A 19,157-nucleotide genomic window follows, 5' to 3' on the forward strand; every position below is an offset into this window, starting at 1 on the left:
ATTTTAATTAAATCAATCAATAGGGAACTTTATTTTACTAAGCTTTTATGCCGTGAGACATGAGACTGGTCGTCGAGGAATGGGAGGTCCAGGAATGGAAGCTCCGAGGTGAGCCCGGGTGTTCTGCGGCGGGCACGATTGGGGAGCTGCCGGAAGCGTCTCCGGGAAGAGCGGTTCGAGGAGGGTGACACATGAACGAAGTTGCGAAAGGAACGAAGGCTTTCGAGATGCGGGGGACGGCGGTGCCGGGACTTGCCGGGGGGAGAAGCCTGAGGGCGGAGAAATCCGGAGGGGTGCGCAAGGCCACGCTTGTGGATGCGGGAATTTCCTTTGGCTTCCTCATCTTCGTGATGTCCGTCAGCCTCGTCAAATTCAAGCTGGATCCGCACATCCCCATGTTTCTCGGCGTGATGGCGGCCGCGGTCATGGGATTGCGACTGGGCTACAGTTGGAACACCCTCGAGAAGGCGATGATCCGGGGCATCTCTCAGGCGATGCAGTCGATCATCATCCTGGCCATCATCGGGATGCTCATCGGCGTCTGGATCGTTTCGGGGGTCGTCCCCTCGATGATCCTCTATGGGCTGGACCTGATATCGCCGAAAGTTTTCCTGCCCGCAACCCTTCTGATCTGCTCCATCACCTCCGTTGCGACGGGGACGTCCTGGGGAACTGCGGGGACGATGGGCGTTGCACTCATGGGCATCGCGATGGGGCTCGAGATCCCGCTGCCTCTGGCGGCAGGGGCGATCATCTCCGGGGCATACTTCGGCGACAAGATGTCCCCCCTCTCCGATACGACGAACCTGGCCCCCGCCATGGCGGGAACGGATGTCTTCACGCATGTCAAGGCGATGATCCCCTCTACGGCCGCGGCTTATCTTATCGCTCTCGTCCTGTTCACCTATATGGGGCGAAATTATGGGAACACCGAGACCAGCCTGGAGAGCATCCAGGTCATACGGGACGGAATCCTCGCCCAGTTTCGGGCCAGCCCCGTTCTGCTGATCCCACCGTTCCTGGTCGTCCTCCTGGTCGCCTTCAAGATGCCTGCCATACCGGGAATCGTCATCGGCATTCTTTCCTCGGCCCTCTTGGCCCCCCTGTATCAGAGCGCCTCCCTAGGCGATATCCTGCGTTGCGCCCACTACGGCTACGTCAGTAAAACGGGCGTCGAGGCCGTCGATACGCTCTTCACGAAAGGCGGCCTGGATGGAATGCTCTTCTCCATCTCCCTGACGATCATCGCCATGATGTTCGGCGGGATCATGGAGGAGACGGGACAGCTGGAGACGGTCGTCAAAGCCATATTGAAGAAGGTGAGGACGTACACCGGGCTCGTCACCGCCACGGAGGCGACGTGCCTGTTCAGCAACATGACCATGCCGGAGCAGTACATCTCCATCGTGGTTCCGGGACGCATGTATGCCCAGACCTACCGCGAAAAGGGACTGCATCCGTCGCAGCTCTCCAACGCTCTGGAGAGCATGGGCACCGTCTCCGGCGCCCTGATCCCGTGGAATACGTGCGGTGCCTTCATGACCAATGCCCTGGGCGTTCCCACGGCCCTCTACTTCAAATATTGCTTTTTCAATCTGGCCATGCCCATCGTCGTCATCGCGATGGCCTTCCTCAAAATGAACATTCGCTGCATGACGGAGGAGGAAAAGGAGCGTCTGGCGGAGACAGGGCGCTGCTGAACGAGTCACCGGAAAACAAACGCTTCGGCTGGGTGAGGCCAGTTGACTTTCTTTCCGTGCAGCCCGAAGGCGAGGCCGTGAGCTGTGTCCAGAAAGCGGGGGTATAGGATTCGTGTTTTTTGACGGACGAGGGGGCCTGAGACAGGCTGGAGCGCTGGTGGCGGTCGGCCCCTCACGCCATGTGCACCCGCCAGGCCAGGGCGTCGCAGTGCCACGGGCTGCCCCCGGCTGCCCCCGACGGAGACGTGCGGTAATTCTCTGTTCCCGAATTCACAGCGATGCGTTACAATTTTCTACATCATAGCTGTCTGAATAGCTTCGGATCTGAGGACAAAAGCGGCGAGTAAAACTTGAAGACAACTACGAGGTGCTGCTATGCTGACTACGGATGGAAATCTGCCTCATTGGGGCGGCAACGGCGTACTGCCGCCAGTCTGGCCGGGGGAATCGGGTGGCAGTCCAAGGCGCTCCCCTTATCGAGTGACTCTGACGGAGTTTACAGAGCGGTTTGCGGCGTCCCCGGAACGGACAGCGATTTTGGGTGGTCTGCTGTGCTTTCGCAAAAAATTACATGAACTGGGCATGGTCTCCGGATTTCAGTGGTTGGACGGCAGTTTTTTGGAGCGGATTGAGCTTCTGGAATGCCGCCCTCCGCGAGATCTGGATGTTGTGACGTTTTTCGATATGCCGAGCGGGGAGAATCAAAAGTCGCTGGCTCAAAAGGCTGCGCAGCTTTTTGAGCCCGGATTTCTGAAAAAGACCTATGCCGTTGACGGTTACTTCTGTGAGTTGGGGGGCCCTGTCGATGCGTACCAGATTCGTCGCATCGCCTATTGGTACAGTATGTGGTCGCATCGTCGTGACGGCCTCTGGAAAGGGTTTGTCCAGGTTGACCTGGACCCGTCCCAAGACGGTCTTGCGCAAAAGATTTTGACTGCAAACGGAGGTGTGCGGCATGAATGACCAGCGCCTTTCCGTCGTCTCCGAGATCCATGAGTTGGAAGAACTGCTCGGTGCGATTCCTGAGGAAAACGTGATTGAGCGGATGAGCCTGGAGGCGCGTCTGCAAGCCTCCAGGGAACTTTTGGACGGCTTGCCGCAGGAAAGCGAGGTCCCCAAGGCCCGGCTCACCTTCAGAGGAAGACCGGTCCTTGGCCAGTACGGCATAACCGCGGACTTTGGGGCAAGGGCTGTGGGCGCTTTTTCGGACGCGTTTGCCACGATTGCGGCGGGGTTGACCGAGGGGCTGCAGGCTATGGGGCCGATCCCCAATCGGGACCGCAATCAGCTGTTGCTCACCGGCACCGCCGTCGGCTCGTTCGGCTTTGAATTTGCGCTTCCCATGTGCCAGGAAACGCTGTTTCCCGATTGTGAAAATGCCAGGGAAGCCATGCTGAAAATCGAAGAGCTTTTTCGGCTTTCGGCAGAGGGCAGCGACGACGATATTGCCGAGGTGATCGCTGAGGTCCACCCCAGGGCCGTTAAAAAAGTGTTCGAGTTTCTTGACCTTCTGGTTCAGCAGCAGGCTTGGTGTGGTTTGGAGTTCGGCAGCCGGAGCTTTCGCTATGAGAATTGCGAGCAGCTCAGGAAATCGTCCTTCCGGCTGAGGGACGAGAATATCCAGGAACGAGAGGAAAGCTGCCGGGGAGAGTTTCAAGGCGTCCTCCCCGCGGGAAGAACGTTTGAATTCCTGTTGCGCGATCAGGAGGGGCTGATCCGCGGAAAAATCGATGAGACTGCCGGCGACCCCGATATTTTGAATCGCCGATGGCTCCATACCCCGGTGATCCTGACCCTGAAGGTCATGCAGGTGGGACAGGGACAACCGCGGTTCACCTTGATGTCCCTGGACGACGTAACGGCTGACGACTCTGCAGCGCTGTGAACGGAACAAGATTTGCCTGAGGTGGGCCGCATCGGGCCTCAACCCTGTTTTTCTGCCCCGCGGTCGGCCCCTCACGCCATGTGCACCCGCCAGGCCAGGGCGTCGCAGTGCCACGGGCTGCCCCCGGCGGAGACGTGCGCCTCCACGGCGTCGGGCGTGCCCGCCGGGATGGGGACGACGAGGCGCGTCACGCCCAGGGGAGCGAAGAGCCCGTTCAGCGCGGGCAGGCCGGGCCCCTGCAGGAAGCAGCCTTTTTTGTTGCGGAGCGTCTCCGTTACGGAGAACAGCCAGCGGTCGCGCAGGGACTCGGGAGTGAGCCAGACCCACTCCGCCTCCTCCGCGCCGCGCGGGAAATCCTCCTGGGGGAAGCAGTCCGGCCCCCTTCCCTGGTCGTCGAACACGGCCACGCGCCAGCCCCAGTCGCGCATGAAGGGGAGGAGGTCCCGGTCGTACCCCAGAACGGCCACCCGATCGCCCCGGGCGCAGGTCATGACGAGGTCCAGGGGGAGGCCGCCCTCGGGAAAGGGGAAGAGCGCGGCGCAGGCCGCCGTCGCCGCCGCGAACTCCTGGGGAAACGGGGAGACGAGCAGCCGGGCCAGATGGGCCAGTCCGGTCCCGATGAGCTCCCCCGTGTGGGCCGGTCGGGCCGTGTGGGCCTCTTTCGTGGAGTCGGGGACGAAGCCGACGCCCCACCGCCCGTCCTCGGCCAGGACGTAGCTGGCGTGCCACCCCATGATCAGACGCACGACGGCGGAATCCCCCGCCCGGGGCACAGCGGCTGCGACGTCCTCGAAGAAACTCAATGGGATTCCCCCTCTCCGTCTTTTCGTTATCTTACTTTTCGCTATCTTATCACCTTCTCCCGCTTTTTTTGCGCGCCGCTGCGGCGCTTGAATCGATGTTAAAATGGAGGAAAGGGACAATGAGGGAGATGTGTGGATGGACGCGGAGCGCCTGAGGAAGGACGAGGGGCCCGGAGCTGCGGTGGAGCCCCTGGAGCGGCAGTGGCATGAGCCGCTGTACCGTTACGCGGAGCTGCTCTCGGGCTGCATCTCCGCCCGGCTGACCGGGACGCGGGGGACGGAGGAGCTCTACGACCTGCATGTCCGCGACTGTCTCGAGTCCGTTCCTCTGCTGCCCGCGTCGGGCTCCGTCGTCGACGTCGGGAGCGGCGGAGGGCTGCCGGGCGTGGTTTGGGCGATCTGCCGGCCCGACCTGCGGGTCGTGCTGCTGGACAGCGTGGCCAAGAAGTGCCGAGCCGTCGGGGAGATCGTCCGGGCCCTCGGGCTTCGGAACGTGGAGCTCCTCTGCGAGCGCAGCGAGGATACGGCGCGGACGCGGCGCGAGACCTTCGCCCTGGCTGCGGCCCGTGCCCTCGCCCGGGCCGGGGTTGCGGCGGAGTACCTGTCGCCGCTCGTCGCCGTGGGCGGCCGTCTTCTTGCCTTCAAGGGCCCGAAGGTCGGGGAGGAGCTCGGGGAGGTCCGCGGGCGCTGGGGCCGTCTGGGGCTCGCGGAGCCCGTCGTCCGTCCCTACGGACCGGAGGGGAGCAGCCGCTGCTTCGTGATATGGGAGAAGGCCGCTCACTGCCCCGCGGGCTACCCGCGCCGCGTGGGGGCGGCTTCGATGAAAGGCTGGTGGCTGTGATGCCGACGATCGTCGTGTCCAATCAGAAGGGTGGCGTGGGAAAGACGACCACCTGCATCAACTTGGCGGCCGAGCTGGGGCGTTGCGGCTACTCGGTTTTGGCCGTGGACATGGATCCCCAGGCCAACTGCACCAGCGGGCTCGGGGTCAACGCCTCGAACCTGAGCAAAAGCCTCTACAACGTCCTGTTGGGCGACATCCCCATGCGGGAGGCGATCCTGGGCACCGCGTGGGAGGGCATCTCCCTTCTGCCGTCGTCGCTGGATCTCGCCGGGGCGGAGATCGAGCTGGCCAGCACCATAAGCCGGGAGTCGAAGCTCAAGCGCCAGCTGGAACAGCTCGAGGGGTTCGACGTCGTGCTCGTCGACTGCCCCCCGTCCCTGGGCATCCTGACCCTCAACGCCCTGACCGCCTGCGACCGCCTGCTGGTCCCCATCCAGTGCGAGTATTACGCGCTGGAAGGGGTGGGGCAGCTCGTCCGCACGGTGGACCTGGTCCGAGATTCCCTGAACCCATCGCTCGAGGTCTCGGGGATTCTGCTCACCCTCTACGATTCCCGGACGCGCCTGGCCAACGAGGTGGCGGACGAGGTGAGGCGGCAGTTCGGCAGTGTCGTGTTCGACACGGTGGTGCCCCGCAACGTGAAGCTCTCGGAGGCTCCGAGCTACGGCGCCCCCATCGCCTATTACGAGGAGCACAGCACGGGTGCTCAGGCCTACGAATCCCTGGCCGGGGAGGTGATCCAGCGATGGCTGAGCGAAAGGCCCTAGGCAAGGGCCTGTCCGCCCTCCTGGGCGTGACGGAGGGAAGCGCTCCCCTGGAGAAGATCTACCGCGTCGGGATCGGTGAAATTCGCCCGGACCCCGACCAGCCGCGCAGGGAGATGGACGGGGAGGGGCTGGAGTCCCTGGCGGCCTCCATCCGGGCGCACGGCGTGCTTCAGCCCCTTTTGCTCCGCGCGGAGCCGGGGGGCGGCTATCGCATCGTCGCGGGGGAACGCCGCTGGCGCGCCGCCGCGCTGGCGGGGCTGGAGGACCTTCCTGCCCGGGTCCTGAACGCCTCGGAGGAGGCGCTGCGGGAGATATCCCTGATCGAGAACGTCCAGAGAAGGGACCTCACCCCCATCGAGATCGCCTCGGCGCTCCAGGCCCTGATCCGGAAGAACGGGCTGACCCAGGAGGACTGCGCCGCCCACTTGGGGTGGAGCCGCGCCCTGGTGGCGAACCGCCTGCGTCTGCTGAACCTGCCTGACGAGCTCAGGGAGATGCTGGCCGGGGGAAGCCTGAGCGAGGGGCACGCCCGAGCCCTTCTGGGGCTCGACTCCGAGGACGCGATGATCGCATTGGGAAGGCGCGCCGCAAACGGGGGCATGACCGTGCGCCAGTTGGAGGACGCCATTCGGGACCTCTCGTCCGGGAGGGCCGGCCTGGAACAACGGCTGGTTCCCAAGGGACGGTTCCGATCGGTTCGGCTTCCCGGGCCCCTTCGGGCCTACAGGAGGATGGGGGTGAAGATCCGCGTCGGGCGCCGCGACGGCGCCGCCCGGATCGTCCTGGAGGAGCTGCGCGACGTCGGAGACGAACGCCTGATTCAGGCTCTCGAGGAGTGCCTGAGGCTTTTGTATCCCGAATCGGAGGGAATGGCGGAATGACGGATAACCATGGGAAGTCGCGGTTCCGCAGCGCTTTCAGGGACGCGGCGCTTTTCGGACGCGTGATCTCGGCGGGGCTCGTCGTCGCCGGGTACGCCTTCGCGGGGGTCTACCTCGCGCGGTGGATGGAGGGGAGGGGCTGTCCCGCCTGGGGGGTCTTCCTGACTCCACTGGCCACTGCGCTCTTTGGGGTCTGGCAGGGCTGGCTCTTTCTCACCCGCCCCCTCGGCCGGGAAAGGCCGGGAGGGGAGAAGAGCGCCCCCCCTCGTTGATTGTCCCGGACCGCGCGGCTTTTGCGCGCTCCGGATCATTTCCCCAGGCTGTTCCTGAGGGATTTTATGATGTCGCTGCGTCTTGCCGGGCTCTGTGTCGTCGCGGGGGTGCGGTTGTAGACGGGGGAACCCCAGAACGTCTGCGCCCTCGTGGAGATGCGGCTGATCCAGTCGACGCCCAGCAGGTCCAGAAGGACGGTCAGCCCAAGAAAAAGCCACATGCCGATGGCCAGGATGCCGATCACCCTGAAGCTGGATCGCAGAAGCTGGTCCGTGGCCTTTTCCGCCCTGCGGATCTCGGCGCTTTCCCAGGCCCGCTTGAGGGGATTGGAGGGCCGGGCCTCCCTTTTGAGGCGCAGAAGGGACCACAGGGCCGCACCGCCGCGGGCCCATTGGATCAGACCAAAGAGAAAGATAGCCAAGCTCACGATTATCAACAGGATTCCCATATCGATCCTCTTCCGTAAACCGACCTGCTTTCCGGGAAATACAGCATCTTCATTATACTATAGCGCCGCATACTATAGCGCCGCGCCGTGCGCTCCGGCAGGGTCGGCGGACATTTCAGCGCTCGCCGGCCCCTGTCCCCCCGGGGGACGCCGCCTCGCCGGGCCGGGCCGCCTTCGTTTCCTCCTCTTCGTCCGCGGACGCGGGCAGCGCGATGATCTCCCTGCCCGCTATGCCCTGGAGGTCGCCGCTCATGCCGTACAGGCTGCCCGTGACCTTCTGGATGATCTTCTCCTGAGCCGCCCAGCGTTTCTGAGCCTGCTTCTTCTCGGTGTCCAGCTGCCGCGCCATCTCGTCGTAGGAATCCAGGATGCAGCGGATGCGATGGCTGAACTCGCCGCCCGTGAGGTAGTGGTACATCAGTTCCACCTTGGTGTCCTTGCCCTCGGCGCTGCGGTTGGCGGCGAACACCTTCGCCAGGACCTCGCGCAGGAACGTGGCGAGCATGACGGCATAGCGGGGCTTCACGAGCCAGATGTTGTCCGCGAGCTGTTTGAAGTCCTCGTCCCCGCCGTCGGTGCGGTTGAAGACGATCACTCCGGCCTGGGCCTTCTCGGCGGCCAGCTCGTCCTTCAGCTTGACGAGCCAGGACGCCTGATAGGTCTTGGCGTTCTTGCACTCCCACAGGATCAGGCCGCAGTTCCGGTAGAACTGCTCGTTGACCGTCTGGCGTATGTCGGAGCCGCGCTCGCCCTTCCTGACCTCCTCGATCGTGTCGAGGGGAAAGGCGCTGCGGAGGTCCCGCTCCACGTCCAGCTCCAGGATCTCGCCCTGCAGCTGCTGCGACCCCTGTTCCGCCGTCTGTTTCGCCGCGGTCAGCTGCTCGCGCAGGCTGTTGATGGTCTCCTCCTGCTCGCGGATCCTGGTGTTGAAGTCCTCGGCGGCCCGCTTCGCCGCTTCCTCGCGGATTCCCCTTTCCCTTTCCAGCAGTTCCTTCCGGGCGGCGAGCTCGGCATCCTCGCGGGCCTTGTTCGCCTTGCTCAATTCCTCCAGCAGCCCCTTCAGCTGTTCGCGGAGCTGCGCTTCGCTCTCCCTGGAGTTGGCGGCCTCGCGGCGCAGGCGGTCGGCCTCGAGCTCCGTGGCCTGTCTCGCCCTCTCGGCCTCCAGCTCGGCGGTCTGCCTGGCCTTGTCCAGTTCCAGCCCGGCGGCCTGACGCTCCCGTGCAAGCCGAAGGTCGGCCTCCTGCCGTTCCGCAGCCACGGCGTCCTGTACGGCCTGTTTCAGCCGCGCCTCGGCAAGGGCGTCGTACTCCCTGCGAAGCGTCTCCGACTGCTCCGTCCTGGCCCGCAGGAGCTCGTCGTCGATCTGGTGTTGTATGGCGTCGGATATCTCAAAGGGCTTTCTGCAGTGCGGGCAGATGATGGCGGTGATGTTCATGTCCTCGCTCCAATCCCTTCACGCTTGTTGACGCATCGGCTTATTTGTATTTCCGTCGGTCTTTCGGCTGCGAATATTCGTCTGCCATTATAGCGGTCCCCGTGCCGGGGAGCAAAAGCGCCAGCTCTTCATTCCGGGCCCCGGCGGCCTCGTCCCGCTTGTGGATCGGCGGGCCTTTGCTGGAATAAGGTCGCGGCAGGCCCGATCGAGGCGGGGTGACGGATGAATGAGCGAAAAACTCAGGCCGCTTTCCTGGGTTCTTCCCTTCGTCTTGTCTCTTGTCGAACTTTGTTATAAAATGAAACCCCTAGGAAAGGGGTGGAGGATATGAGCGATTGCATCTTTTGTAAGTTTGCGAACGGCGAGATCCCGGTGGAGTTCGTCTACAGGGATGAGGATGTCTTCGTGATTCGCGATATCAATCCTCAGGCATCCACGCATTTCCTGGTGATCCCGACGCAGCACATCGCTTCCTCTGCAGAGGTGACGGATCCCTCCGTCTGGAGCAAGGTGGTTGGGCGTGCCGTTGAGCTTGCCTGTAAGATGGGGCTCGACAGGGACGGTTTCCGTATGGTTGTCAATACGGGGGAACAGGGCGGCCAGACGGTGCCCCACCTTCACCTTCACCTGTTGTCGGGTCGTAATTTCGGTTGGCCTCCGGGCTAGCCGAAAAAGCGGAAGGGAGGGATTTTAGATGACGACGGTCACCCGTAAGGACGGAGAAAGTCTGGAAGATGCCCTGCGGCGTTTCAAGCGCGAGGTCGCCAAGGTCGGTACGCTGCGCGAGGCGCGGAAGCGGGAGCATTACGAAAAGCCCAGCGATGCAAAAAAATTGAAGAGAGCTGAGGCGGCTCGCAAGCGCAAAAGCAGCCGAGGCAGAGGTTAGTCGATTTCATGGGGGCTTTCGGCCCCCATTGTCGTCTCCAGGGGGACCTCGCACGCCCGCGTTCCCTTGGAGGTCCGGAAGTGCAAAGAGTTTGGAAATTCAAATGGAAGGCGGGTTTTCGAGCATGAAGTTGACGGAACGGGTCGCTGCGGACCTGGTGGCGGCCATGAAGGAGAGGGCGGAGCTGCGGCTCTCCGTCCTGCGTATGCTCAAGGCCGAGTTTCAGAAGGCCCAGGCCGACAAGGGCCGGGCCTCGGAGCTGACCGACGACGACGCCCAGACGCTGGTCCGGCGTCTGATCAAGCAGCGCAGGGAGGCCGCCGAGCAATACCGTGCCGCCGGCGCGTCGGAGCGCGCGGATGGAGAGCTTGCGGAGGCCGAGGTGCTCGAGGTCTACCTGCCCGCCCAACTTGGCGACGCGGAGATCGACGCCCTGATCGCCGAGGCGGCGAAGGAGGCCGGGGCCGTCTCAGCGCGGGACATGGGCAAGCTGATGCGCGTCCTGATGCCGCGGGTGGCCGGACGTGCCGACGGCGGCCGGGTCAAGGAAAGGGTTACGGCCTTCTTCGCCTGACGGGCGCGGGAGGGCAGCGGTTTGTGGGAGCACGGCACGGTCCGCGCTCCTTTTTTGTTCTCTTTTTGATTCAATATGATAAACTGTTTCGACAGTGCAGGGCTTTCGTCTTTTGAAGGAAATCCCGGCATGTTTTAAGCTCCGGCCCGCTGGAAGCTCTGATTTGATGGAAGGGAAGGTGCTGTCCGGGTGTACGAAGAGATTCGGGAGCTTGCGCACAAGTACGGCGGACGTGTCGTGGAATGGCGCCGCAGGATTCATCGGCAGCCGGAGCTGAGCCGGCAGGAGGAGAGGACGTCGGCCCTTGCTGCGGAGGTGTTGTCGGGCCTGGGGCTGGAGGTGCGCTCCCGGGTCGGCGGACATGGCGTCGTCGGGCTGCTGCGGGGCGGAGGGGGAGACGGGCGGACCGTCGCCCTGAGGGCGGATATGGACGCCCTGCCGATGCGCGAGGAGACGGGGCTGCCCTACGCCTCCGAGGTGGACGGCGTGATGCACGCCTGCGGGCACGACACCCACACGGCGATGCTTCTGGGCGCGGCCTGCGTCCTGTCCGAGCTGAGGGATGGGCTGCGGGGGAACGTGAAGTTCATCTTCCAGCCCGCGGAGGAGCTCAATCCCACGGGCGGGGCGCCGGGGATGATCGCGGACGGGGTCCTGGAGGACCCTCATGTGGACGCCCTCTTCGCCCTGCACGTCTGGCCGGGCTACGAGACGGGCCGCATCGTGGCGAGGGCGGGGCCCCAGATGGGGGCCTCGGACCGCATCTACCTGACGGTGGAGGGCAAGACGGCGCACGGTTCGGCCCCCCACCAGGGGGTCGACGCCATCGTGATCGCGGCTCAGGTCGTCTCGGGGCTTCAGACCCTGGTCTCCCGGACCGTTGCCCCGCTGGACTCCGCGGTGGTGACGATCGGGACGATCCGGGGCGGGTACCGCTACAACGTGATCGCCGACCGCGTGGAGCTGGAGGGCACGGTGCGCACCCTGGCCCCCGATACCCAGGGCGCCCTCCCGGGTCTCATCGAACGCACGGCGCAGGGAATCGCCAGGGCTCTCGGCGGGGACTGCAAGGTGACCTACGTCAAGGGGTATCCGCCCACGGTCAACGACCCGGAGCTCTTCCGCCTGGCTGCGCGGACCGTCCGGGCCTCGCTGGGCGAGGAAACCATGGTGGAGCTGGAGAAGCCCGACCTGGGCGGCGAGGACTTTTCCTTCTTCGCGCGGGAGCGCCCCGCCCTGATGGCCTGGCTGGGCTGCCGGCCCGCCGGGACGCCGCCCGAGGCGATGGCGGTGCTGCACAATACCCGATTCACCCCCGACGAGGGATGCTTCCCCTGCGGCGTGCGCTTTTTCGCCTCCTGCGCCTGGGATTTTCTGATGGGGTGATTCGCCCTGCATTTTTTCATGATCTCGCATGACACATTTTTCACACTCGGATTGCGCTATGCGCCTTTGATTCAATCGGTGCCGGTATTTACGATGAGAGTATGGAGGTAAGATCGTGAGCGAGTCCGTAACGAAAGTTGTTCCGAAGCGCAGCGGTTTCGAGAAGTTCATCCGCGGCGTGGAGGTCGTCGGCAACAAATTTCCGCATCCCTTCTGGCTGTTCGTCCTCCTGTCCCTGCTGGTGATGGGCCTCTCGGCCTGGTTCGCGCAGAAGGGGACGTCCGTGACCTACCTGGTGGCCAAAGCGGGCGAAGCGCCCAAGGAGACCACCGTCGCGGTCGTCAACCTTCTGTCCTACGAGTCCATGAGGGAATTCCTGGCCGACTTCGTCAAGACCTACATGAACTTCGCGCCGCTGGGGCTGATCCTGACGATGATGCTGGGCATAGGGCTCGTGGAGCAGACCGGCATGATCTCGGCCCTGATGCGCAAGACGATTCTGGGGGCGCCCCGGGCCCTGGTGACGGCGGTCATCGCGATCGTGGGCATCAACGCGAACCTGGCCTCGGACGCGGGCATCATCTTCACGCCCGTCATCGCGGCGGCCGTGTTCAAGGCGCTGGGGCGCAACCCATGGGTGGGCATTGCCGCGGGCTACGCGGCGGCCTCGGGCGGCTTCACCGCGAACCTCTTCGTGGCGGGCACGGACGCGCTGCTGGCCGGAATCACCAGGTCCGCCGTCGAGGGGGTCCCCGGCATCCCCGCGAACGTCCCGGTCCACCCCCTGATCAACTGGTACTTCATGATCGCGGCGACCTTCATCCTGACCTTTCTCACGGTCTACGTGACGGAGAGGTACACCGTCAGGATGCTCGGGGACGACGAGGGCGGACGTGACGAGGAGGCGCTGAGGGCCCATGCCGTGACGCCCGCAGAGAACCGGGGGCTGTTCTGCGCCCTTCTGGCGCTTGTGGCCTACGTCGCCCTGATCGTGTGGCTGACCTATCCTCAGGGATCCCTGTTCCGTGCGCCCGACGGCTCCCTGCTCCCCCGGTCGCCCCTGCTCAGCAGCGTCATGCCGCTCCTCTTCTTCCTGTTCTTCTTCGTCGGCGTGGCCTACGGGCTGGGGGCGGGCGTGATCAGGAAGGGCGAGGACATCCCCAAGCTGATGCAGAAGGGGATCGTCGGCAGCACCGGGTTCATGGTGGTGGTCCTGCCCGCGTCGTTCTTCGTGGCCCTGTTCCGCATGAGCCGCTTCGACACCATCCTGTCGGTGAGCGGCGCGGAGTGGCTGAAGAGCATGAACCTGGGCGGCGTCCCCCTGCTGCTGCTCTTTATCCTTCTGGTGACCTTCCTGAACCTGTTCATGATGAGCGGCTCGGCCAAGTGGCTGATCCTGGCGCCGATCTTCGTCCCCATGTTCGCGCAGGTGGGGTTCGCCCCGGCCCTGACTCAGGTGGCCTACCGCATCGGGGACTCCACGACCAACATCATCACGCCCCTCTCCTACTACCTTCCCGTCATCATCGGGCTGCTGGAACAGTACAGGAAGGAGAGCGACCCGGACGTCGGCATCGGCACCGTGATCTCGATGGCCATGCCCTACACCATCTTCTACATCATGGGCTTCACGGCCCTGCTGATCGTGTGGTACCTGCTGGGGCTGCCTTTGGGGCCCGGAACGCCGGTCTCCATCTGATTTCGATTCGGAACCGGAGCAGGCCCCGAGCGGTATAGTATAATCAAAGGAATAGGCAGGAAGCGGCTTTTTGGGTGAACTTCGCGGCTTTTGACCGAGGAAAGAAGGAGTGATGGAAGGTGCGCAGGTTTTCGTTGATTCTGTTGTTCGTTTTTGCGCTTGCGGGTGCGGCGTTTGCCGCGGATGACGTCATCAAGATCGGCGTCTTCAACTGTCTGACGGGTCAGAACGCCTTCGGCGGCCAGCTGGAGCTGGAGGGCACGCAGCTGGCGCACAAGGAGATCCCCGAGGTCCTGGGGAAGAAGGTCGAGCTCGTCGTCGTGGACAACAAGTCCGACAAAGTCGAGGCGGCGAACGCGGTCACGCGGCTGATCGAGCACGACAAGGTCAACGCGGTCATCGGGACCTACGGTTCCTCGCTGGCCATGGCCGGCGGCGAGGTGGCCGAGAAGGCGGGGATCCCCGTCATCGGGACGTCCTGCACCAACCCGCTGGTGACGCTGGGCAAGAAGTTCTACTTCCGCGCCTGCTTCATCGACCCCTTCCAGGGCGCCGGCGCGGCGACCTATGCCTTCAGACAGCTGGGATTCAAGAGGGCGGCCACCCTCACCGACGTCGCCAACGACTACAGCGTCGGCCTGAGCAGCTTCTTCAAGCGCGCGTTCGAGACGCTGGGGGGCGAGGTCGTCGCCGAGCTGAAGTACCAGTCGGGCGACCAGGACTTCACGGCGCAGCTCACCGAGCTGATCTCCAAGAAGCCGGACATCGTCTTCCTGCCCGCCTACTTCGCCGAGGGGGCGATCGTCCTGAAGCAGGCCAAGGAGCTGGGCGCGGAGTTCCGCTTTATCGGCGCGGACGCCATGGACAACCCCGAGATCGTGACGCTGGGCGGCGACGCCGTGGAGGGCTTCCTGCACACCACGTTCGCCTACGATCCCTCCATGAAAGAGATGAACCCGGTCGCGGCGAAGTTCACCGAGAACTGGAACAAGGTGCACCCCGACAAGGCCCCGAACGTCAACGCGGCTCTGGGTTACGACTGCTACATCATGCTGATCGACGCCATCCAGAGGGCCGGAAGCGCCGAGCCCGCCAAGATCCGCGACGCGCTGGAGCAGACGAAGGACCTGCCCACCGTCACGGGGACGACGACCATGAACGAGACCCACGACGCCGAGAAGGAGATGGGCATCGTCGAGATCCAGGGCGGCAAGAAGGTGTTCCTGGGCACCATCAAGCCGGAGATGTAGTAGGAGAGTTTTTTAAGAGGCGAACGAGGGGGCTGCTTTGCGGCAGCCCCCTCGTCTTCTGTTTTCAGGCGACGGTGTAGAACCGTATGTCCGGGTCGCCCGCCCAAGTCGGCTTCAGTCCGGCGACGACGTCGTCCTGGAACATCTTGGTCTCCAGGTAGGCCTTCGCGTGCTCCATGCTGCCGAACCCATGAAGGACCTGCACGTCCTCGTCGCGGACGGGCGCGCGAGGCCTGCCGACAGGGGCGTGGAGCTCATGGGCGGATCGCCGTGATCAGAGCGCTCGAGGAGAGCCCTTCCAGAGCCCGCAGGTCCTCGCCGCTCAGGTCGCCGACGTCCTGCCTCACGATCTCCGCGTTGACCTCATGGGGCTTCGTGAGGACCACATTCACGTCGGAAAACCCCGCCCTCTCCAACTTTGCCTTGTACTCCTCCGCCGGAAGAGCGCCGGCCAGTCACCCGCTCCAGGCCGAGGGACTCAGCTTGAGCTTCTCCGGGACCGGCTTCAGCAGCACGACATCCGACACGCAGAACCGCCCGCCCGGGGCCAGGACCCGCGCGGCTTCCGCGAAAACCGCATCCTTGTCCGGGGAGAGGTTGATGACGCAGTTGGAGAGCAGAACATCCGCCCCGCCGTCGTAGAGCGGCAGGTCCTCGATGCAGCCCTTCAGAAGCACCACGTGCCGCAGCCCCAGCCGTTCGAGGTTCTTCCGCGCCCGGGCCAGCATCCTGGGCGTCATATCCAGTCCATAGACCAGGCCGCGATCGCCGACGGCACGCGCCGCGAGGATGAGGTCCAGTCCCGCCCCGCACCCCAAATCCAAGACGCGTTCTCCGGGTTGCAGCCGCGCCGCCTCCACGGGATTCCCGCAGCCAAAGGACTGGCGGGCCGCGTCCCCCGTTCCCGCAAGCGCGGCATCGTCGTAATTGCCCCTCGTCATATCCGTCACGGCATCTATTGCGGAACCCTGGCCGGCCACACGCCTGTCTATGGCCTCGCCATAGGACTCACGCACGTTCCTGCGGATGTCCTTTTCCCTCATCGCATCCCAGCCTCCCCGTTCCCTCCGGGGCGACACCCCGTCCCGGATATTCCATGGCGGTCATCACCGCTGGTCGGGCACTTCAAAACGCACGGCTTATTATCCGCCATTCTGACATATCCGTTCCCTTTCGGCAATGCCGCGATCGGACGCTCCCATGGTTTTCCCTTCCCCTTCGTGGAATGGGAAGAGGACGTTCAGGATCCGATGAATAGGTCATTTCTGTGTTTTCAGAGAAAATATCGCATAAAGGAGAAGGCGGCCCGGATGAGGACCGCCTTCTTTTACTTTTATGCTGCTTATCGTGCAGCTTGCTACATCAGTCCCATTATATGGGGCAAGAAGGTTGTCAGTACAGGGAATACCGTCAGCAATGCCAGAGCGGCGATGGCCGCAATGATCAGGCCGATGGCGGGCCGCGCGATCTGCTCCATGGTCAGTCCGCTGATGCGTGCTCCGACGAACAGGTTCACCGCGACGGGCGGCGTCACCTGGCCGATCGCCAGGTTGATGGTCATCATGACCCCGAACCAGATGGGGTCCCAGCCCAGCGTCCGGATGATCGGGATCAGGATCGGCAGGAAGATGTACATGATGGAGTTCGCGTCCAGCAGCATCCCCGCGAAGAGCAGGATGATGTTGATCATCAACAGGATGACAGAGGGGTTGTTGGAGATGCCCAGCAGCAGGCCGGCAATCTTGTCGATGATTCCAACGGTCGCTCCCAGCCAGGAGTAAAGTCCGGCACAAGCTACGACGAGCATGACGACGGCGGTGCTCACCACGGTTTCGCTGAGAATTTCATAGAGCACACGCAGGGTGAGAGTGCGGTAGATGACCAGGCCGACGAAAAGTCCATAGAACACGGCGACGGCTGCGGCCTCGGTAGGAGTGAAGATGCCTCCGTAAATGCCTCCCAGGATGATGACAGGAGTCATGAGCCCCCAAAAGGCGTCCGCCAACGCCCGGAGGAGCGTTTTTGCATCACCGCGCGGCTCCCCGCGAAACCCGTTGCGTCGGCTGTAGAAATAGACGGCCAGACACAGAAAACCGGCAACGATGATGCCTGGAACAATTCCCGCCGCGAAGAGGGTGCCCACGGACTGCTCCATGATGTCCCCGTAGACGATGAAGGAGATGCTGGGGGGAATGATGATGGCCAGACCCGAGGCGACCGAGACGACTGCCGTGGCAAAGGCCTTGTCATATCCCGCCTGGGCCATGCTGGGAATCAAAATCAGACCGAGCGCCGCAACGGTGGCTGGCCCGGATCCGCTGACTGCCCCCCAGAAAGCGGCTACGATGACTGTCGCTATGGCCAAGCCGCCTGTGACGTCGCCGACCATCTCCTTGATTAACTTTACAATACGTGAAGCGATCCCGACTTTTTCCATGATAATGCCTGCAAGGATGAAGAAAGGGATGGCCAGCAACGGAACTTTAGCGATGCCCGCATAGAAACTGTAGGAGAGCATCTGGTAACCCATATCCCAAAACCAGACAACCGTGATGGTTGCCATGCCCAAGGCGACTGCGATAGGAATGCGCACGATGAGAGGGATAAGAAAAAGCGCCAGGGTCCAGAACACCGGATCTTTGAAGAGTGTGTTGGTCATGTGGTGTTCCTCCCTAATAGGATTTTTCCCGCAGGGTCATACGCGCGGCCTGAAGGATTCGGATAATGATGATAGCCGAAAACACGGGTATCGCCGAGGAGTAGATACAGGTAGGGATAGCCAGGGCGTCCGACGTCACGCCCAGCTCCCATTCGTCGAGGACCTGGAGGGCCCCGAGCCAGCCCAGAAGGGCGAAGAAGGTCAGGGATACGGCTGTAGAAATGATGAAGCAAAACTTTTTCAGGCTACGCGGCATCAGGTCGTAGAAAAAGGTCATGGCCAGGTGTGCGTTTCGTCGAAAAGCGATGGAGGTTCCGAGAAGCACGATCCAGACGAACATGCTGATGGTGATCTCCTCCGTAAATGCCAGAGGATAGGTGATGAGGTAACGAGTGACGACATTGGCAAAGGTCACGACGAGCATGATCGACAGGATCAACGCTCCAAGGACCTCCTCGAAATAGTCGCAAAATCTTTTCAGCACAAAAAAGCCTCCTCGAAAAAGACGGAGGACAAGCCTCCGGGAAGTTTGAAAGGAATCATTAAGGGGAGGATCGGCGAACTCCTCCCCTTCCTTCATGCTCAAAAAACGCGTGTCGCTATTTCACCGTCGCCATGTCCTCTTCGGCGGCCTTCACGAGGTCCTCGCCGATCTTGGAACGCCAGGCATCGCGGACGGGCTGCGTCTTATCCATAAGCACCTTCATTTGTTCAGGGGTCAGGTCCGTGACGGTCATTCCGACCTCTGTCAGGTGTTTATTCCAGTCGGAGACCTCGGGTGTTTTTCCAATTCCCTTCAGGAACTCCAGATTTTTGCCTCCGTCGTTCTCATCCAGCCCCACGCGGGCCAAAGCGATTTGATAGGCTGCAGCCTCCTTGGCGGCCTGAGTCAAAAGTGCCTGGTCCTCCGTAGAGAAGGAATCCCACACCTTGGGATTGACAACGAACAGGGTGGGGTCGGCAACGTAGTGCCAGTTGGTCACGAACTTATGATACTCGTAAATTTTTACGGGATAGAAGGTGTTGATGGGATTCTCCTGTCCGTCGACAACGCCCTGCTGAATCGCGGACATGGTATCGCTCCAGACCATGGTCACAGGGTTGGCGCCAAGAGCCTTGAAGGTATCCAAAAACAGGGGGCTGCCGACGACACGGATCTTCAGGCCGTTCAAATCCTCGGGGGATGCGATGGAGCGCTTGCTGTTGGTCAGCTCGCGGAATCCGTTTTCACCGAAGCAGATGAACTTTCCTCCTTTGGCCTCGACGGCTTTGGCTATCATCTCGCCCGCCTTTCCGTTTGTGACGGCGTCCAGTGCCTTGTAACGATCATGCTGCGCCGCGAAGAAAAAAGGCAGTGCAAAGAGGTTGAGCTCGGGAATCTGCGGGGAATAATTGATGGTGGACTGGCAGGCGAAGTCGATGGTCCCGTTGCGAAGCAACATGAAGGCATTGGTTTGTTTTCCGGTCGTCAGTTGCGCGTTGGGATAAACCTTGATGTTGATTTTCCCCTCGCTGCGTTCTCTGACCAGATCGGTGAAGTATTGGGCCCCCATGCCCCAGCCTGTGGTGATGCTGGGGACAATGTCCAACTTATATTCGGCCTTGTAGGCTGCGGAGGCTGGAGCGGAAAGGAGGGAACAGAAAAAAACGAACGCTGTTAGAACACC

General features: G+C 62.7%; 22 protein-coding genes. 13 read left to right on the top strand and 9 right to left on the bottom strand.

From position 1 onward, the window contains the following. The first annotated feature begins 191 nt into the window (after window positions 1-191). From nhaC to Q0176_RS10585, 3 genes are all read left to right on the top strand, one after another. Window positions 192-1,700 carry a Na+/H+ antiporter NhaC gene (nhaC, locus tag Q0176_RS10575; protein WP_299302673.1) on the top strand — a complete coding sequence of 503 codons (1,509 nt, stop codon included), beginning with the start codon at window positions 192-194 and terminating at the stop codon, window positions 1,698-1,700. A gap of 375 nt (window positions 1,701-2,075) precedes the next feature. After that, window positions 2,076-2,663: a hypothetical protein gene (locus Q0176_RS10580; protein ID WP_299302676.1), complete on the top strand. Its 588-nt coding sequence runs from the start codon at window positions 2,076-2,078 to the stop codon at window positions 2,661-2,663. After that, window positions 2,656-3,585 (top strand): hypothetical protein, encoded by a 930-nt coding sequence (locus Q0176_RS10585; RefSeq protein ID WP_299302678.1) that lies wholly within the window; start codon window positions 2,656-2,658, stop codon window positions 3,583-3,585. Before Q0176_RS10580 ends, Q0176_RS10585 begins: the two co-directional genes overlap by 8 nt. A gap of 71 nt (window positions 3,586-3,656) precedes the next feature. Here the strand turns inward: Q0176_RS10585 and Q0176_RS10590 are convergent, their stop codons facing one another. Beyond that, entirely contained in the window at window positions 3,657-4,388 is a 732-nt protein-coding gene (locus tag Q0176_RS10590) for a DUF364 domain-containing protein (RefSeq protein ID WP_299302681.1), read from the bottom strand. A gap of 136 nt (window positions 4,389-4,524) precedes the next feature. Between Q0176_RS10590 and rsmG the strand changes: the two genes are divergently transcribed. The 4 genes from rsmG to Q0176_RS10610 are packed head-to-tail and all read left to right on the top strand — an operon-like array spanning window position 4,525 to window position 7,152. Next, window positions 4,525-5,229: a 16S rRNA (guanine(527)-N(7))-methyltransferase RsmG gene (rsmG, locus tag Q0176_RS10595; protein WP_299302684.1), complete on the top strand. Its 705-nt coding sequence runs from the start codon at window positions 4,525-4,527 to the stop codon at window positions 5,227-5,229. Next, window positions 5,229-5,999: an AAA family ATPase gene (locus Q0176_RS10600; protein WP_299302733.1), complete on the top strand. Its 771-nt coding sequence runs from the start codon at window positions 5,229-5,231 to the stop codon at window positions 5,997-5,999. The genes rsmG and Q0176_RS10600 overlap by 1 nt, the downstream gene beginning before the upstream one ends. Beyond that, window positions 5,978-6,880, top strand: coding sequence for a ParB/RepB/Spo0J family partition protein (locus tag Q0176_RS10605; protein ID WP_299302687.1), 903 nt, complete (start codon window positions 5,978-5,980; stop codon window positions 6,878-6,880). Before Q0176_RS10600 ends, Q0176_RS10605 begins: the two co-directional genes overlap by 22 nt. Beyond that, window positions 6,877-7,152, top strand: a complete 276-nt coding sequence (locus Q0176_RS10610) for a hypothetical protein (RefSeq protein WP_299302690.1) — start codon at window positions 6,877-6,879, stop codon at window positions 7,150-7,152. Before Q0176_RS10605 ends, Q0176_RS10610 begins: the two co-directional genes overlap by 4 nt. A 35-nt stretch (window positions 7,153-7,187) precedes the next feature. On the opposite strand, the gene Q0176_RS10615 is transcribed toward Q0176_RS10610, so the two are convergent. Continuing rightward, window positions 7,188-7,601 carry a hypothetical protein gene (locus Q0176_RS10615; RefSeq protein ID WP_299302693.1) on the bottom strand — a complete coding sequence of 138 codons (414 nt, stop codon included), beginning with the start codon at window positions 7,599-7,601 and terminating at the stop codon, window positions 7,188-7,190. A gap of 115 nt (window positions 7,602-7,716) precedes the next feature. After that, window positions 7,717-9,036, bottom strand: coding sequence for a DUF2130 domain-containing protein (locus Q0176_RS10620; RefSeq protein WP_299302696.1), 1,320 nt, complete (start codon window positions 9,034-9,036; stop codon window positions 7,717-7,719). A gap of 327 nt (window positions 9,037-9,363) precedes the next feature. Between Q0176_RS10620 and Q0176_RS10625 the strand changes: the two genes are divergently transcribed. The 6 genes from Q0176_RS10625 to Q0176_RS10650 all read left to right on the top strand — a co-directional run bounded on the left by Q0176_RS10625 (window position 9,364) and on the right by Q0176_RS10650 (window position 14,831). Continuing rightward, window positions 9,364-9,702, top strand: a complete 339-nt coding sequence (locus Q0176_RS10625; protein ID WP_299302699.1) for a histidine triad nucleotide-binding protein — start codon at window positions 9,364-9,366, stop codon at window positions 9,700-9,702. A gap of 28 nt (window positions 9,703-9,730) precedes the next feature. Next, window positions 9,731-9,922 carry a 30S ribosomal protein S21 gene (gene rpsU / locus Q0176_RS10630; RefSeq protein WP_299081908.1) on the top strand — a complete coding sequence of 64 codons (192 nt, stop codon included), beginning with the start codon at window positions 9,731-9,733 and terminating at the stop codon, window positions 9,920-9,922. Window positions 9,923-10,046: 124 nt separating this feature from the next. Further along, entirely contained in the window at window positions 10,047-10,496 is a 450-nt protein-coding gene (locus tag Q0176_RS10635; protein WP_299302702.1) for a GatB/YqeY domain-containing protein, read from the top strand. 189 nt (window positions 10,497-10,685) lie between these two features. After that, the gene (locus Q0176_RS10640) at window positions 10,686-11,882 is read left to right on the top strand and encodes a M20 family metallopeptidase (RefSeq protein ID WP_299302705.1); all 1,197 of its coding nucleotides are present in this window, start codon (window positions 10,686-10,688) and stop codon (window positions 11,880-11,882) included. A gap of 115 nt (window positions 11,883-11,997) precedes the next feature. Then, complete coding sequence (locus tag Q0176_RS10645) at window positions 11,998-13,581, top strand: AbgT family transporter (RefSeq protein WP_299302708.1); 1,584 nt, start codon at window positions 11,998-12,000, stop codon at window positions 13,579-13,581. 119 nt (window positions 13,582-13,700) lie between these two features. After that, complete coding sequence (locus tag Q0176_RS10650; RefSeq protein ID WP_299302712.1) at window positions 13,701-14,831, top strand: ABC transporter substrate-binding protein; 1,131 nt, start codon at window positions 13,701-13,703, stop codon at window positions 14,829-14,831. 64 nt (window positions 14,832-14,895) lie between these two features. Here the strand turns inward: Q0176_RS10650 and Q0176_RS10655 are convergent, their stop codons facing one another. The 6 genes from Q0176_RS10655 to Q0176_RS10680 all read right to left on the bottom strand — a co-directional run. Continuing rightward, window positions 14,896-15,036 carry a hypothetical protein gene (locus tag Q0176_RS10655; protein ID WP_299302715.1) on the bottom strand — a complete coding sequence of 47 codons (141 nt, stop codon included), beginning with the start codon at window positions 15,034-15,036 and terminating at the stop codon, window positions 14,896-14,898. A gap of 49 nt (window positions 15,037-15,085) precedes the next feature. Continuing rightward, the gene (locus Q0176_RS10660; protein WP_299302718.1) at window positions 15,086-15,247 is read right to left on the bottom strand and encodes a hypothetical protein; all 162 of its coding nucleotides are present in this window, start codon (window positions 15,245-15,247) and stop codon (window positions 15,086-15,088) included. Window positions 15,248-15,286: 39 nt separating this feature from the next. Beyond that, window positions 15,287-15,874, bottom strand: a complete 588-nt coding sequence (locus Q0176_RS10665) for a methyltransferase domain-containing protein (RefSeq protein ID WP_299302721.1) — start codon at window positions 15,872-15,874, stop codon at window positions 15,287-15,289. Window positions 15,875-16,188: 314 nt separating this feature from the next. Next, a complete protein-coding gene (locus Q0176_RS10670; protein ID WP_299302724.1) occupies window positions 16,189-17,490 on the bottom strand; it encodes a TRAP transporter large permease in 1,302 nt (433 codons plus the stop codon). A gap of 13 nt (window positions 17,491-17,503) precedes the next feature. Then, window positions 17,504-17,974, bottom strand: coding sequence for a TRAP transporter small permease (locus tag Q0176_RS10675; RefSeq protein WP_299302727.1), 471 nt, complete (start codon window positions 17,972-17,974; stop codon window positions 17,504-17,506). A gap of 115 nt (window positions 17,975-18,089) precedes the next feature. Beyond that, window positions 18,090-19,157: DctP family TRAP transporter solute-binding subunit (locus Q0176_RS10680; RefSeq protein ID WP_299302730.1), on the bottom strand; the 1,068-nt coding region annotated here is incomplete at its 5' end.

The sequence above is a fragment of the uncultured Fretibacterium sp. genome (assembly GCF_938040765.1).
GTDB lineage: Bacteria > Synergistota > Synergistia > Synergistales > Aminobacteriaceae > CAJPSE01.